Raw genomic sequence first — 14,187 nt, forward strand, 5'->3', positions numbered from 1 at the left:
GGATATTTAGGTGGCCAAGCGATCAAATGTATATCAATGCAAAAATTGTGGTTATGAGATGGTTGGATTTTTAGGTAAATGTCCACAATGCAATGAATTTGGGACTATGGAAATTGTGCAAACAGATATGCCAAAGAAAAATAAACAGAAACTCGAGAGTGTTCCAACAAAACTAATTGATGTCGATGCTACAAATAGTGAAAGAATTAAGACTAATATAAGTGAATTTGACAGGGTGATGGGCGGAGGTATAGTCAGAGATTCAGTGACTATACTCACCGCAAAACCTGGCGCCGGAAAATCGACACTTCTATTGCAAGTAGCAAATTTACTAGCAGCACAAGGTTTAAAAGTCCTATATGCTTCTGGGGAGGAGTCGAGTTCTCAAATAAAATCAAGAGCGTTGAGAATATTAGACAATATAAATGAAAATTTATTTGTAGTTTCAGACAATCGGTTAGATGAAATAATTGAAACTGTAAAAAAGATAGATGCCCAATTCATAATTGTCGACAGTATTCAAACATTCACTATAGAAGAAGCACTTCCTTCTAGAGCTGGCTCACCTACTCAAACGATGGGATGCGCCTATGAGCTAGTGAAATTAGCAAAAGAAAGCAAAAAACCGCGAGTAGTTTTTATTGTGGGACAGATGACTAAAGAAGATGAGCTTGCTGGAGTAAGGGCACTAGAGCATTTGGTTGATTGCGTTTTAATGATTGAAGGCGAGTCTGGAGAAGAACTAAGAAGCTTGATTTCAACTAAAAATAGATATGGTTCAACAGGAGAGATTGGTTTCTTTAGCATGACTGAAAAAGGCATGATATCAATAGATAACCCGAGTGAATTTTTTATGACTAAAAGAAGCCAGGATGACAATGTATCTGGCAGCACATTGACAGTTGTAAAGGAAGGCACAAGACCAATAATATTAGAAATTGAGTCCTTGGTATCGCACTCATTTACACCATATCCTTCTAGAATAAGCGATACTTTAAAGAGAGATCAGTTAAATACTTTAGTTTCAGTGCTAGAGCAACGTGGAGGAATAAATTTATACGATAAAAATGTAGTAATTAAGACGACTGGTGGCATTAAATTAAAAGATCAAGCTTCAAATTTAGCGACAATAATCAGCATAGCCTCTTCATGCCATGGCATTCCGATAGATACGGATACTGTATTTCTAGCGGATGTTGGATTGACAGGGGAACTAAAAAAAATACCATCCTTAGAGCCTAGGCTTAAAGAGGCTGAGAGGATGGGAATTAAAAAAGCGTATGTAGCTGATGAGGTGAAAATATACACTAAGTTTAACAGTTTAAAAATTATAAAAAGAAAATTATTAAAGGATGTATTGAACGATTTTTTTAAATAGTGGGGTATTGCCCCACTATTATTTCATCGTGTATATCCCAAGTATTTTATCTCTTTCAAGCTCTTTTTTTATTGTATCAGAAAGATCAAAACCAAGAGTCTCTGCTAAAGAACTCAAGAAAAAAATATATGTGCCTATTTCTTCCTCCAATTTTTCTTTACACACACTACAAATATTTCCTCTGACATGTGAATCTAAGTTTTGAGCTAATTCTTCCAATGTATCTGATTCAAAATCCTGTTTTTTTGCTACTATCTCAATACAACCACAATTTGTGACCGATTTTGCAACTGCTCTATTGATTCTAGCATTATACTCATCAAGTTTAGTCATTATATCCAATATGCTTTTGTGTCGTATTGAAACTTGGCTAGATAAAGCTTGTAATTCATCTATTATATTTTTTTCTTCAATTGTATCCATAAAACCACCCTTTCTTATTACTATTATAAGAAAATGAACTGCTTTTTGTCAAACATTATGTAAATAAGATTTTAAATTTTCTTGAAATTAAAGAATTTTTTAATCAAATAAAAAAATAATTGACTGTCTACATACAAATATGATAACATATAAACTTTACATTATCCATAGATTAGTTTATAATTAAATAGTAAACTTTATTTAAGGAGGAAGTTCAATGTTTAAAATTGGCGATAAAATTGTGTACCCAATGCATGGAGCTGGAGTCATAGAGGATTTAGAAATAAAAGAGGTGTTGGGAGAAAGAAGAGAGTATTATATATTGAGAATGCCAATCGGAGACATGAAGGTCATGGTGCCAGTCGAAAATATAGAAGATGTTGGCGTAAGAGATATAATATCAAAAGAAGAAATAGAAGTTGTCTTTTCGATATTGAAGGATAAGAAATCAAAGATGCCTGATAATTGGAATAGAAGGTATAGGTCAAATTTAGATTTGATTAAGACGGGAGATATTAATCAAATAGCAGAAGTTGTTAGAAATTTAAGCATTTTAGATAAGGAAAAAGGGCTTTCAACCGGCGAGAGAAAAATGTTAAATGATGCAAAGAAAATACTTTATTCTGAATTAGTGCTTGCTTCGAGTTTATCTGTTGATGAGATAGAGAAACTAGTCGATGATGCTATTTTTAATGAAGAAATTTAAAAATAACTGGAAACTTGAGGAAATTAAAAGTATAATACTTTTAAGATGAGGAGGTGGTAGGATGGTAGAAAAAATTGTTAAAGCTATCATCACATCAGTAGGAATGGTGTTGGGCTTTTTTATTTACAGCTTGTTGGAAAATCTAAATGTCATAGGATTTACTGGTACTAATTCAATTATTGCAATTATTTCTTTTATTATCGTTAATGGAATTATATTTTATTTTTTATCCCCTAAATTCATACAATTTGCTCAGTACCTAGCAAAGAGAATTGAAAATGAACTTCAAAAATTCACAATTCAGAGCATTGCATTTAGTGCAATTGGTCTGATAATAGGACTCCTGATAGCATATTTATTGAGTCAACCTTTGTATATGATAAAAATCCCATACATAGGCCTTGCTGGCTCAGTGCTATTGTATATATTTTTTGGATACTTGGGAGTTAGGATTCCAGCTAAAAAAATGGATGACATAAATATAAGTTTAAAAAACTTCTCCCAAGATGGCGATATTAGAAAGAGTGCAAAAGATAAGACAAAATCAGTAAAAGCTACGCCAAAAATACTTGATACTAGTGTGATCATTGATGGTAGAATAGCAGATATAGTTAAGACTGGATTTATTGAGGGACCACTTGTTATTCCTGAATTTGTATTAGAAGAACTTCAGCATATTGCAGACTCATCAGATGCTTTAAAGAGAAATAGAGGCAGAAGAGGGCTTGACATTTTAAATAGAATTCAAAATGAATTGGATACAGAAATCATTATTCATGACAAAAAATTTGAAGATATTGCAGAAGTGGACTCTAAATTATTAAAACTCACTCAAATGCTAAAAGGCAAAATCATAACCAATGATTATAATCTGAACAAAGTTGCAGAAGTTCAACGCATAGAAGTGCTAAATATAAATGATCTAGCAAATGCTGTAAAACCAGTTGTATTACCTGGAGAAGAGATGGCAGTGCAAGTAGTGAGAGATGGGAAAGAAGCTGGCCAAGGGCTAGCGTATTTAGATGATGGAACTATGATTGTAATCGAATCTGGTAGAAAATACATTGGGGAAAATCTCGATGTCATTGTTACATCTGTACTTCAAACCTCAGCGGGCAGAATGATTTTTGCAAAACCGAAAGGATAGGATAGAGGTGAGATAATGTATAAAGGTAATTTTGTATCTGTTATCATAGCTTCAGCGGGCATGAGCAATAGAATGGGTAGTGGGATAAACAAGCAATTTATCTTGATTGACAACAAACCAATATTAGCACATACAATAGAAAAGTTTGACAAATCAAAATTCATAGATGAGATAATAGTAGTAGCGAGAGCAACCGAGATTGAATACTGCAAGAAAGAAATAATCAAGAAATATGGTTTCACTAAAGTCACCAATATTGTAAAAGGAGGAAAAGAAAGACAAGACTCAATTTACAATGGAATATTGGCGTTAAGTGAAAAATCAGATATAGTGTTAACTCATGATGGAGCTAGGCCATTTTTGAGAGAAGAATTGATACTTAAAGGCATTGAAGGAGCAATTGAATTTGGAGCGTGCGTAATCGGAGTTCCAGTCAAAGATACTATTAAAGTGGTAGACGCCAATAATCAAGTGCACCATACTCCTAATAGAGCTTTGCTTTGGGCCGCACAAACACCTCAGTGCTTTAAAACTGATTTGTTGATAAAAGGCTATGAATATGCTAGCCTTGAAGGTATAGTTGCCACAGATGACAGTTCGCTAGTTGAGAAATATGGTCACCCCGTAAAAATGATAATGGGGAGTTATGACAATATTAAGATAACCACACCAGACGATTTAATTATTGCTGAATCAATTTTAAAGAACATGAATTTGAACGCAGACAATGGTGAATACGGAGGTGCTCTATGAGAATAGGTTTTGGCATGGATGTTCATCAGTTCAATGAGAATAGAGAGCTGATACTTGGAGGAGTTAATATACCACATGAAAAAGGGCTGTTGGGTCACTCAGATGCTGATGTGCTTGTCCATAGCATAATGGATGCTATACTTGGAGCATTAGCGTTAGGAGATATTGGCAAGCATTTCCCTGATACAGATATGGCTTATAAAGATATATCCAGCATGATACTTTTAAAAAGAGTATATGATATTATGAAAAATAATGGTTATAAAATTGGAAATATCGATGCGGTTGTAGCAGCCCAAAACCCTAAACTATCGCCATATATTCAACAGATGAGAGAGAATATAGCAAAAACTCTAAATACTGAAATTGAAAATATAAGCATTAAAGCTACAACCACTGAAAAACTGGGGTTTGAGGGTAGAGAAGAAGGAATGACGAGTTATTGCGTATGCTTGCTAGAAAAAGATATTGACAATAAAAAATTTTTTGTATAGACTATAGAAATAGTAGCGATGAGAGGGAATAGTAATCGATTATGGCATACAGAGAGGAGACTTATAGCTGGAAAGTTTCTTGCCCAATAATTGATGAACCCAACCTAGAGCATTTAGCGAAAGCTTAAACGTTTGGCTCGTTATAGCCTATGAGTGAATCCAATGAATTATTGGATTAACAAGAGTGGTACCGCGGATTTGGCCTTTCGTCTCTTTTTTGAAGATGAAAGGTCTTTTTATTTAGTGAAAGAGGAGGAGTATAGCGATGAAAATGTCAAACCTTTATATGCCAACATTAAGGCAAGTTCCTGCTGAAGCTGAAATACCAAGTCATCAGCTTTTATTGAGAGCGGGTATGATAAGAAAATTGGTGAGTGGTGTTTATTCATATCTACCATTAGGGTATAGGACAATTAGGAAAATAGAAAGTATCGTAAGAGAAGAGATGGATAATAAGGGAGCTCAAGAGTTATTGATGTCTGCAATCCAGCCAAGAGAATTGTGGGAAAAGTCAGGTAGATGGGATAATTTTGGACCTGAGATGTTTAAACTAAGAGATAGAAACGAAAGGGAATTTTGTCTAGGGCCAACGCATGAAGAGTATTTTACGAATCTAATAAAAGATGAAGTAAACTCTTACAAACAACTTCCGTTAATTATCTACCAAATTCAAACTAAATACAGAGATGAAAAAAGGCCAAGATTTGGGCTAATTAGAGCAAGAGAATTTATCATGAAAGACGCATACAGCTTTGATGTTGACGAAGAAGGCATGAAAATATCATACCAAAAAATGTGGGATGCATACGATGCAATATTTACAAGACTCAAATTGAACTATAAAGTCGTCCAAGGCGACACAGGAGCAATGGGCGGGAAAGTTTCTCATGAGTTCATGGCGATGAGCGAAGTTGGAGAAGGAAGAATAGCATATTGCAAATCTTGCGACTATGCTGCAACTGATGAAAAGGCTGACGTTGTCATAAACATTGAAGATGATGAAGCCCTATTAGATATTGAAAAAATTTATACTCCAGAAATCAGAACCATAGAAGATTTGACAAACTTTTTAAAAATTGACAAGAGTAAATTTGGAAAGGCAATAATATACAAAGCGGAAAATAAACCTATTGTAGTGTTAATACCAGGAAATAGAGAATTAAACGAAACGAAGCTAATAAATTATTTGAAGATAGCTGAGCATGAACTAGAGATGGCTGATGAAGACACTATTAAAGCGATAACTAACGCAGATAAAGGTTTCACAGGCCCTTTTGGTCTTAAAGATGCTAGGCTTATAGTTGACAAGAGAATAACTCAGATGAGAAATATAGTAGTAGGCGCAAATGAAACTGATCATCACTTAAAAAATGTAAACTACGGAAGGGACTTTGTAGCAGAGGTTGTAGATGATTTACTGCTGGTAGAAGAAGGAGATACCTGTCCAAATTGTGGAAATAAACTTCATATAGACAGAGGAATTGAAGTAGGGAATATATTCCAACTTGGCACTAAATACTCTAAGAGTTTAAATGCGACATTTCTGGATGAAAATGGAAAGGAAAGAGAATTCGTGATGGGGAGCTATGGAGTGGGCGTATCCAGATCTGTAGCTGCAATTGTTGAGCAGTATCACGATGAAAATGGAATAATATGGCCATTTGTAGTTGCGCCATATCATGTTATAATCACTATAGTGAACACTAAGAAAGAAGATCAAGTTGTTTTGGGCGAAAGACTTTACAATGAATTAAGCAATAAAGGAATAGAAGTATTGCTTGATGATAGAAATGAAAGTGCTGGTGTAAAATTTAATGATCGTGACCTAATCGGAATTCCTGCAAGAATAACAGTAGGAAAGCTTGCTTCTGATGGAATTGTCGAATTTTCACTGAGAAAATCAAATGAAAAAGAAGAGTTAAAAGCAGAAGATGTTTATGATAGAATATTATCAGCATTTAGAGAAGAAGGATTTGAACTAAATAAATAATCAAGGAGGACTAAAATGGATAATGTAAGAGTAAGGTTTGCACCAAGCCCTACAGGTTATCTTCATATAGGTGGTTTGAGAACTGCATTGTATAATTATTTATTTGCTAGGAAAAACAATGGGAAATTTATTTTGAGGATAGAAGATACAGATCAGACAAGATTTGTTGAAGGTGCAATTGAAAACTTAATTAATTCTCTTCAATGGGCAGGCATAAACTATGATGAAGGAGTGTTTATAGAAAACGGACAAGTTGTTGAAAAAGGAGATTTTGGACCATACATTCAATCTAAGAGATTAGACATATACAAAAAATACGTAGATGAATTAATTGAAAATGGACATGCTTACTATTGTTTTTGTACAAAGGAAAGATTAGATAAAGTTAGAGAAGAACAAAAAATAAGTGGGCAAATTCCTAGGTATGATGGATTTTGTAGAAACATCCCACTAGAAGAAGCTAAAAAGAGAGTGGAAAATGGAGAAGAATATGTAGTAAGGTTAAAACTGCCTCACAATAGAGACATAAATTTCTATGACATTGTAAGAGGCGATATAACAATAAATACTTCAGACATGGATGACCAAGTTCTATTAAAATCGGATGGGTACCCTACTTATCATTTTGCAGTAGTGGTAGACGATCATTTAATGGGCATCACACATATTGTTAGAGGTGAAGAATGGCTACCATCTACTCCAAAACATGTGTATTTATATGAGGCGTTTGGATGGGAAAAACCCACATATGTTCATTTGCCTACAGTCCTAAATAAAGATAGAAAGAAACTCTCTAAAAGACAAGGCGATGTTTCGGTAGAAGACTTTAGAAATAAAGGATATTTGCCTGAAGCTTTAGTAAACTATTTGGCTTTAGTCGGTTGGAGTCCAGAAGACAACAATGAAATCATGTCGCTTGAAGAAATGGTAGAAAAATTCTCTTTTGAAAGGGTTTCAAAGACAGGCGGCATATTTGATCTGGATAAGCTAGATTGGATAAATGGACATTATATAAGAAGTTCATCTACTGAGAGAATAAGAGAACTAGCTATTCCATATTTAATAAATGAGGACCTAATTGATGAGAGATTTGCTCATGAAAATACAGAATGGATCGATTGCTTAGTAGAAACATTAAAAGAAAACATATCTACTATAAGTGAGATACCTGAAAAATCCAAGTTTATTTTTTCGGAAGAAATCGAAATAGGAGAAGAGCTGTTCAATGAGTTTTTAAACAATGAAAACACTCCAATTATAATGAATGCTATAATCGAAGAGATTTCCAACATTGAGAAATTTGATTTAGAAGAGGCAAAGACATTTATGAAAAAAATACAGCAAAAGACTGGCATAAAAGGGAAGAACTTGTTCATGCCCACTAGAGTTGCACTGACAGGTAGCGAACACGGGCCTGAATTAGTAAATATATTGTATTTATTAGGGAAAGACAAGATAATTAGAAGAGCAAGAAAAGTTATTGAAAAACTATCATGATATTATATAATATGATTAACATCGAGGACTTACTAGGACTAAACATAGGAGGATATTTATGGAGCTTTACAATTCCCTTACCAGAAAAAAAGAAGAATTCATACCACTTGTCGAAGGAAAAGTTACGATGTACAATTGTGGCCCTACTGTATACAACTATATACATGTTGGAAATGCTAGACCATTAGTCGTATTTGACACTTTAAGAAGGTATTTTATATATAAAGGTTTAGATGTAAAAATGGTCATCAATTTTACTGACATAGATGATAAGATAATAAATAAAGCAAATGAAGAAGGGAAAGACACTAAAGAAATAGCACAAACCTATATCGATGCTTTCATAGAAGATGCGACAGAGCTGAATTTATATGAATATCCCACTCTTCACCCCAGAGCAACTGAATACATCGATAAGATGATAGAATTCATACAAGGGTTGATCGAGAAAGATGCAGCGTATGCAGTTGATGGAAATGTATACTTTAGAATAGATTGCGCTAAAGATTATGGGAAATTAAGCAAAAAAAACATTGATGAGCTCATAAGTGGTGCGAGAATTGAAATAAATGAAGACAAGGAAAACCCATTGGATTTTGTTCTGTGGAAGAAGGAAAAACCAGGTGAGCCTTCATGGGATAGCCCATGGGGAAAAGGCAGACCCGGGTGGCATATTGAATGCTCAGTAATGGCAAGAGCTCTATTAGGTGAAACAATAGACATTCACTCAGGAGGAGAAGATTTACAATTTCCACATCATGAAAATGAGATAGCACAATCTGAGACTCTGACAGAAAAACCATTTGCGAGATATTGGCTTCACAATGCAATGCTTACAGTCGACAATAAAAAGATGTCTAAATCCTTGGGAAACTTTTTCACGCTAAGAGATATAAAGAAGTACTATGACTTAGAAGTTTTAAGGTTCTTCTTGTTATCTGCTCACTACAGATCTCAAATCAATTTTAGCAAAGAAGCAATGGAACAATCAAAAAGTGCTTTAGATAGGCTTTATAATGCAAAGAAGAATTTGGAGTACAGTATTCAAAAGAGCGATATCGAATCAACTGAAACAAGTGACTATCTAAAAGTTAAAGAGAATGTAGACTATTTTAAAGATAAATTTATAAAAAGCATGGAAGATGACATAAACACAGCAGATGCAATAGCTTCAATATTTGAGCTTGTAAGGTATATAAATCAAAATCTTGACGAAACCAAATCTAAAGAATCACTGGAATACGCATATAAAGTGTTTATGGAGCTGAATAAAGTTTTAGGGATTCTATCCAAGAAAGATGAAATATTAGAAGAGGATATCCTAAAGTTAATTGAGGAAAGAAACAATTATAGAAAAAATAAAGATTTTGCTAAAGCTGATGAAATAAGAGACGAATTGAAGAATAAAGGAATTATCCTTGAGGATACAAAAGACGGTGTAAAATGGAAGAGAATTTGAAAAACACTCTAAACATCTTTAGACAATTGAATTCAAACTTAAATTTAGAAGATGTGGAAAGACTTCATCCACTTCAATTAGCGTATATAGGTGACGCTGTATATGAACTAATGGTAAGAACAACTATTTTAGAAGTTGACTTAAATGTAAATAAATTAAATGAAAAAGCCAGAAAATATGTCAGGGCAACATCACAAGCTAGCGCAGTTAAATCTTTAGAGGGTTTTTTTAACGAAAAAGAGCTCTCTATAATAAGACGAGGGAGGAATGCTAAAATTAATTCCTCCCCTAAAAATACTGAACTCATTGATTATAAATACGCTACAGGGTTGGAATGCTTATTTGGATATTTATATCTGAAAGGTCAATTTGAAAGGATTGAGGAGATATTTTTAAAAATATTTGATTTAGGTGAAGGAGCATTGAAATGAAAGTTGAATTGTTAAGATACACACCGGATGGAGAAAAATTGATTGCTTCTGCTGCAAAACTCTGTTATTCACAAGTTGGGATAACAGAAATCGAAGAGAATCAAGATGAAGAAAAAGTTGAATCTTTCTTAAATATGCTTGTTGATTTAGGACATGAAAGTCCTATAGAGCATGTGAGTTTTACATTTGGCATCGAAGGTGTCTCTAGAGTATTAACACATCAGCTTGTAAGACACAGGCTAGCAAGTTATTCTCAACAATCTCAAAGATATGTCAAACTAGATCAATTTGAGTACATAATTCCACCAAGCATTTCAGAAGATGAAGAGGCTAGTGAAATATTTTTAAAAATGATGGAAGAAGACCAAAAAGCATATAATAGAATATCACAAATACTAACTGAAAAAAAGAAAAGCCAGTACATATCTGAAGGCTTAAGTGAAAAAAAAGCTAAATCAAAAGCAGAGAAAGAAGCGATAGAAGACGCTAGATATCTCTTTCCAAATGCTTGTGAAACTAAAATAGTGATGACCATGAATGCTAGGAGTCTCATGAATTTCTTTACTTTAAGAACATGTAACAGAGCTCAATGGGAAATAAGAAATCTGGCTATAGAGATGCTAAAAGAAGTGAAAAAAGTATATCCAGTATTATTTAAAAATGCAGGACCTAATTGCATAAATGGACCTTGCAAAGAGGGAAATATGACTTGTGGCAAGATAAACGAAGTAAGACAGTTTTTTAGCGAACTAAACAATATAGGTTAAATGGAGATAGAAAATGGACGAGAAAAATACAAATTATATAGTTGGCAGAAACCCAGTACTTGAATTGTTAAAAACCGATGAGCAAATTGACAAACTCTATATTCTAAAAGGAGAAAACAAAGGCTCTATAATTAAGATAATAAATCAAGCAAAAGAAAGAAATATCATCATTCAATATGTAGAAAAGGAGAAGTTGGATTATCTCGCAAATGGACTTGCTCATCAAGGAGTAGTTGCATTAGTAACGGGATATAAATACAGTGAAATAAGCGAAATATTAGAATACGCCAAAGAAAAGAAAGAAGACCCTTTCGTTGTGATTTTAGACTGCATAGAAGACACACATAATTTAGGTGCAATAATAAGGACTGCAGAATGTGCTGGAGTACATGGCATTATCATACCTAAGAGAAGGGCAGCAACAATAAATGAGACTGTGTTAAAGACATCTGCAGGAGCGGCTCTTTACATGAGAGTAGCAAAAGTCACCAATATATCCACTGTAATAGATGAGTTAAAAGAACAGGGACTTTGGATATATGGAGCTGATATGGCTGGCGAGAGCCTGTATTATAAATCAAACCTAAGAGGTCCTGTAGGGTTGGTAATAGGTGCTGAAGGGAAAGGAATATCTAGACTGGTCAGAGAAAAGTGTGATGGATTGGTAAAGATACCTATTAAAGGCAACATTGAGTCACTCAATGCTTCAGCGGCAGCTGCTGTATTGATTTATGAAGTGGAAAGACAGAGAAATGAAAGCAAAGAATGAAGAATACCTATATGTTGATGGATACAATATAATAAACTCATGGGAAGAGTTAAAAGAACTATCTAAGATCAGTTTAGAAGATGCTAGAATTAGATTGCTAGAAATCCTTTCAGAATACCTTCACTACTCAAACATAGACATAACTGTTGTATTTGACGCTTACATGGTAAAAGGCAACATCACAACTGTAGATGAATACAAAGGCGTAAAAGTAGTTTACACTAAGGAAAATGAGTTGGCAGACCACTACATTGAAAGAATTCTCGATGATATTGGCAGAGTGAAAAAAGTTACAGTAGCTACATCTGACCGGATAGAGCAAGACATAATCATGCAAAAAGGAGGGATACGAATATCTGCGCTTGAACTGAAAGCAGAAATTGAAAATGCTAAAAAGACTATTGAGAGAAAGCGTAAAAAGATGAACTTGCAAAATGACATTCAAGTTGGAAAGTTAGAAGATGTATTAAAAAAAGCATTAAAAGAATGGGAAAAAGATTAACAACTTCAGGAGGCTTCTTAATGGATTTAAACATCAAGAGCGGCAATTTGGTTGATTACTTCAAGATGACAGATGAACAAATAGTAAAGCTTGCGCAAGAAGGAGACAAAGAAGCGCTTGAGTTTATAATAAAAAAATACGCTGAAAACATAAAATACAAGGCAAAAAATTACTATATTTGCGGAGCTGATAAAGACGATATAATCCAAGAAGGCTTAATTGGATTATACGAAGCTATAAAATCATTTAATCATGAAAAATTCACATCTTTTAAGTACTTTGCAAATATTTGCATCACAAGGCAAATAATCACAGCTTTTAATGCTGCAAATAGACCTAAAAATGGAGCACTTAATAATTATGTTTCACTAAATAGAGAAATATTTGGCCAAGAAACAGACAGGAAATATGAAGAGGTGATATCTTCATTAAACAATCGCGATCCCTTAGAAATTTACATTTTGCAAGAAGAAATAAGAAATATTGAAAAGAAAATTGATGCGCTTTTGAGTGATTTTGAGAAAAAAATATTTCTAATGTATATCGACGGACATTCGTATAGTGAAATGGCAAATAAGCTGAATTGCAAAGTAAAAAGAGTAGACAATGCATTGCAAAGAATAAAAAAGAAAATTGAAACTTATCTAAGACCGATAAACAGTTAACTGGTATTGACAATAATTTAATTTTATAGTACAATTAAATACTGTAAGCCCACGTAGCTCAGTAGGTAGAGCACTTGCATGGTAAGCAAGAGGTCACCGGTTCAAATCCGGTCGCGGGCTCCAAAAAGTAAGACACACTAGGACGAGTTTTCTATAAAAATATTAAAAATTCAAGGAGGAATAATAAAATGGCAAAACAAAAATTTGAAAGAACAAAACCCCATGTAAACATAGGGACAATAGGACACGTAGACCATGGCAAAACAACTCTAACAGCAGCAATCACATTAGTATTAAATAAAAGATATGGTTCAGGTGAATTCGTAAGCTACGACAACATAGACAAAGCACCAGAAGAAAGAGAAAGAGGAATAACAATCTCAACATCACACGTAGAATATGAAACACCAAAAAGACACTACGCACACGTAGACTGCCCAGGACACGCTGACTATGTAAAGAACATGATCACAGGAGCAGCACAAATGGACGGAGCAATACTAGTAGTATCAGCAGCAGACGGTCCAATGCCACAAACAAGAGAACACATACTACTATCAAGACAAGTAGGAGTACCAAAGATAATAGTATTTTTAAACAAAGCAGACATGGTAGACGATCCTGAATTAATCGAACTAGTAGAAATGGAAGTAAGAGAACTACTAAACGAATATGAATTCGACGGAGACAACACACCAATCATAGTAGGCTCAGCGCTAAAAGCCCTAGAAGATCCAGACGGAGAATGGGGAGACAAGATAATAGAATTAATGGAAGCAGTAGACGAATACATTCCAGAACCACAAAGACAAATAGACAAACCATTCCTAATGCCAGTAGAAGACGTATTCTCAATCACAGGAAGAGGAACAGTAGCAACAGGAAGAGTAGAAAGAGGAACAATCAAAGTAGGAGAAAGCGTAGAGATAGTAGGACTAACAGAAGAATCAAGAACAGTAGTAGTAACAGGACTAGAAATGTTCAAGAAACTACTAGACGAAGCACAAGCAGGAGACAACATAGGAGTACTATTAAGAGGAGTACAAAGGAACGAAATCGAAAGAGGACAAGTACTAGCAAAACCAAAGACAATAAAACCCCACAAGAAATTTGATGCAGAAGTATACGTATTAAGCAAAGAAGAAGGCGGAAGACACACACCATTCTTCAACGGATACAGACCACAATTTTTCTTTGGAACAACAG

General features: G+C 34.2%; 15 protein-coding genes, 1 tRNA gene and 1 other annotated feature. Of the genes, 15 read left to right on the forward strand and 1 reads right to left on the reverse strand.

The genetic code is table 11. The features are described from left to right. Nucleotides 1-10: 10 nt before the first annotated feature. On the forward strand, nucleotides 11-1,378 hold the full coding sequence (radA, locus tag BO51_RS05450; RefSeq protein WP_496484715.1) for a DNA repair protein RadA: 1,368 nt from the start codon (nucleotides 11-13) through the stop codon (nucleotides 1,376-1,378). Nucleotides 1,379-1,396: 18 nt separating this feature from the next. Here radA and BO51_RS05455 read toward each other — a convergent pair whose 3' ends face one another. Continuing rightward, nucleotides 1,397-1,801, reverse strand: a complete 405-nt coding sequence (locus BO51_RS05455) for a nucleoside triphosphate pyrophosphohydrolase family protein (protein ID WP_496484717.1) — start codon at nucleotides 1,799-1,801, stop codon at nucleotides 1,397-1,399. Between the two features lie 217 nt (nucleotides 1,802-2,018). Between BO51_RS05455 and BO51_RS05460 the strand changes: the two genes are divergently transcribed. The 14 genes from BO51_RS05460 to tuf form a co-directional block, all read left to right on the forward strand. Further along, the gene (locus tag BO51_RS05460; protein ID WP_496484719.1) at nucleotides 2,019-2,507 is read left to right on the forward strand and encodes a CarD family transcriptional regulator; all 489 of its coding nucleotides are present in this window, start codon (nucleotides 2,019-2,021) and stop codon (nucleotides 2,505-2,507) included. Between the two features lie 61 nt (nucleotides 2,508-2,568). Next, the gene (locus BO51_RS05465; protein ID WP_496484721.1) at nucleotides 2,569-3,654 is read left to right on the forward strand and encodes a PIN/TRAM domain-containing protein; all 1,086 of its coding nucleotides are present in this window, start codon (nucleotides 2,569-2,571) and stop codon (nucleotides 3,652-3,654) included. Nucleotides 3,655-3,669: 15 nt separating this feature from the next. Next, nucleotides 3,670-4,407, forward strand: coding sequence for a 2-C-methyl-D-erythritol 4-phosphate cytidylyltransferase (ispD, locus tag BO51_RS05470; RefSeq protein ID WP_496484723.1), 738 nt, complete (start codon nucleotides 3,670-3,672; stop codon nucleotides 4,405-4,407). Continuing rightward, a complete protein-coding gene (gene ispF, locus BO51_RS05475; protein WP_496484725.1) occupies nucleotides 4,404-4,901 on the forward strand; it encodes a 2-C-methyl-D-erythritol 2,4-cyclodiphosphate synthase in 498 nt (165 codons plus the stop codon). Before ispD ends, ispF begins: the two co-directional genes overlap by 4 nt. Nucleotides 4,902-4,910: 9 nt before the next feature. After that, nucleotides 4,911-5,118 (forward strand) — a binding site (T-box leader). 48 nt (nucleotides 5,119-5,166) lie between these two features. Further along, nucleotides 5,167-6,891: a proline--tRNA ligase gene (locus tag BO51_RS05480; RefSeq protein WP_496484727.1), complete on the forward strand. Its 1,725-nt coding sequence runs from the start codon at nucleotides 5,167-5,169 to the stop codon at nucleotides 6,889-6,891. A gap of 15 nt (nucleotides 6,892-6,906) precedes the next feature. Beyond that, nucleotides 6,907-8,388, forward strand: a complete 1,482-nt coding sequence (gene gltX, locus BO51_RS05485; RefSeq protein ID WP_496484728.1) for a glutamate--tRNA ligase — start codon at nucleotides 6,907-6,909, stop codon at nucleotides 8,386-8,388. A 58-nt stretch (nucleotides 8,389-8,446) separates the two neighbouring features. Next, entirely contained in the window at nucleotides 8,447-9,847 is a 1,401-nt protein-coding gene (gene cysS, locus BO51_RS05490) for a cysteine--tRNA ligase (protein ID WP_496484730.1), read from the forward strand. Continuing rightward, nucleotides 9,832-10,278 carry a Mini-ribonuclease 3 gene (locus tag BO51_RS05495; RefSeq protein ID WP_496484732.1) on the forward strand — a complete coding sequence of 149 codons (447 nt, stop codon included), beginning with the start codon at nucleotides 9,832-9,834 and terminating at the stop codon, nucleotides 10,276-10,278. Before cysS ends, BO51_RS05495 begins: the two co-directional genes overlap by 16 nt. Further along, the gene (gene thyX, locus BO51_RS05500; RefSeq protein WP_496484734.1) at nucleotides 10,275-11,045 is read left to right on the forward strand and encodes an FAD-dependent thymidylate synthase; all 771 of its coding nucleotides are present in this window, start codon (nucleotides 10,275-10,277) and stop codon (nucleotides 11,043-11,045) included. The genes BO51_RS05495 and thyX overlap by 4 nt, the downstream gene beginning before the upstream one ends. Nucleotides 11,046-11,058: 13 nt before the next feature. Beyond that, nucleotides 11,059-11,814, forward strand: coding sequence for a 23S rRNA (guanosine(2251)-2'-O)-methyltransferase RlmB (gene rlmB, locus BO51_RS05505; RefSeq protein ID WP_496484736.1), 756 nt, complete (start codon nucleotides 11,059-11,061; stop codon nucleotides 11,812-11,814). After that, the gene (locus BO51_RS05510; protein ID WP_496484738.1) at nucleotides 11,777-12,316 is read left to right on the forward strand and encodes an NYN domain-containing protein; all 540 of its coding nucleotides are present in this window, start codon (nucleotides 11,777-11,779) and stop codon (nucleotides 12,314-12,316) included. Before rlmB ends, BO51_RS05510 begins: the two co-directional genes overlap by 38 nt. A 20-nt stretch (nucleotides 12,317-12,336) precedes the next feature. Continuing rightward, nucleotides 12,337-12,981, forward strand: a complete 645-nt coding sequence (gene sigH, locus BO51_RS05515) for an RNA polymerase sporulation sigma factor SigH (protein WP_496484740.1) — start codon at nucleotides 12,337-12,339, stop codon at nucleotides 12,979-12,981. A gap of 47 nt (nucleotides 12,982-13,028) precedes the next feature. Beyond that, nucleotides 13,029-13,104: transfer RNA gene (locus BO51_RS05520), tRNA-Thr, on the forward strand. A gap of 65 nt (nucleotides 13,105-13,169) precedes the next feature. Beyond that, nucleotides 13,170-14,187 (forward strand): elongation factor Tu (tuf, locus tag BO51_RS05525; protein WP_496484742.1); only part of this gene is annotated, 1,018 nt, incomplete at its 3' end.

The sequence above is a fragment of the Soehngenia saccharolytica DSM 12858 genome (genome assembly GCF_059568515.1).

What these genes read in the sequence shown, in the direction of transcription:
- BO51_RS05455 (WP_496484717.1), bottom strand. Translation starts at nt 1,801, where the DNA reads ATGGATACAATTGAAGAAAAAAATATAATAGATGAATTACAAGCTTTA.
- BO51_RS05460 (WP_496484719.1), top strand. Translation starts at nt 2,019, where the DNA reads ATGTTTAAAATTGGCGATAAAATTGTGTACCCAATGCATGGAGCTGGA.
- BO51_RS05465 (WP_496484721.1), top strand. Translation starts at nt 2,569, where the DNA reads ATGGTAGAAAAAATTGTTAAAGCTATCATCACATCAGTAGGAATGGTG.
- ispD (WP_496484723.1), top strand. Translation starts at nt 3,670, where the DNA reads ATGTATAAAGGTAATTTTGTATCTGTTATCATAGCTTCAGCGGGCATG.
- ispF (WP_496484725.1), top strand. Translation starts at nt 4,404, where the DNA reads ATGAGAATAGGTTTTGGCATGGATGTTCATCAGTTCAATGAGAATAGA.
- BO51_RS05480 (WP_496484727.1), top strand. Translation starts at nt 5,167, where the DNA reads ATGAAAATGTCAAACCTTTATATGCCAACATTAAGGCAAGTTCCTGCT.
- gltX (WP_496484728.1), top strand. Translation starts at nt 6,907, where the DNA reads ATGGATAATGTAAGAGTAAGGTTTGCACCAAGCCCTACAGGTTATCTT.
- cysS (WP_496484730.1), top strand. Translation starts at nt 8,447, where the DNA reads ATGGAGCTTTACAATTCCCTTACCAGAAAAAAAGAAGAATTCATACCA.
- BO51_RS05495 (WP_496484732.1), top strand. Translation starts at nt 9,832, where the DNA reads ATGGAAGAGAATTTGAAAAACACTCTAAACATCTTTAGACAATTGAAT.
- thyX (WP_496484734.1), top strand. Translation starts at nt 10,275, where the DNA reads ATGAAAGTTGAATTGTTAAGATACACACCGGATGGAGAAAAATTGATT.
- rlmB (WP_496484736.1), top strand. Translation starts at nt 11,059, where the DNA reads ATGGACGAGAAAAATACAAATTATATAGTTGGCAGAAACCCAGTACTT.
- BO51_RS05510 (WP_496484738.1), top strand. Translation starts at nt 11,777, where the DNA reads ATGAAGTGGAAAGACAGAGAAATGAAAGCAAAGAATGAAGAATACCTA.
- sigH (WP_496484740.1), top strand. Translation starts at nt 12,337, where the DNA reads ATGGATTTAAACATCAAGAGCGGCAATTTGGTTGATTACTTCAAGATG.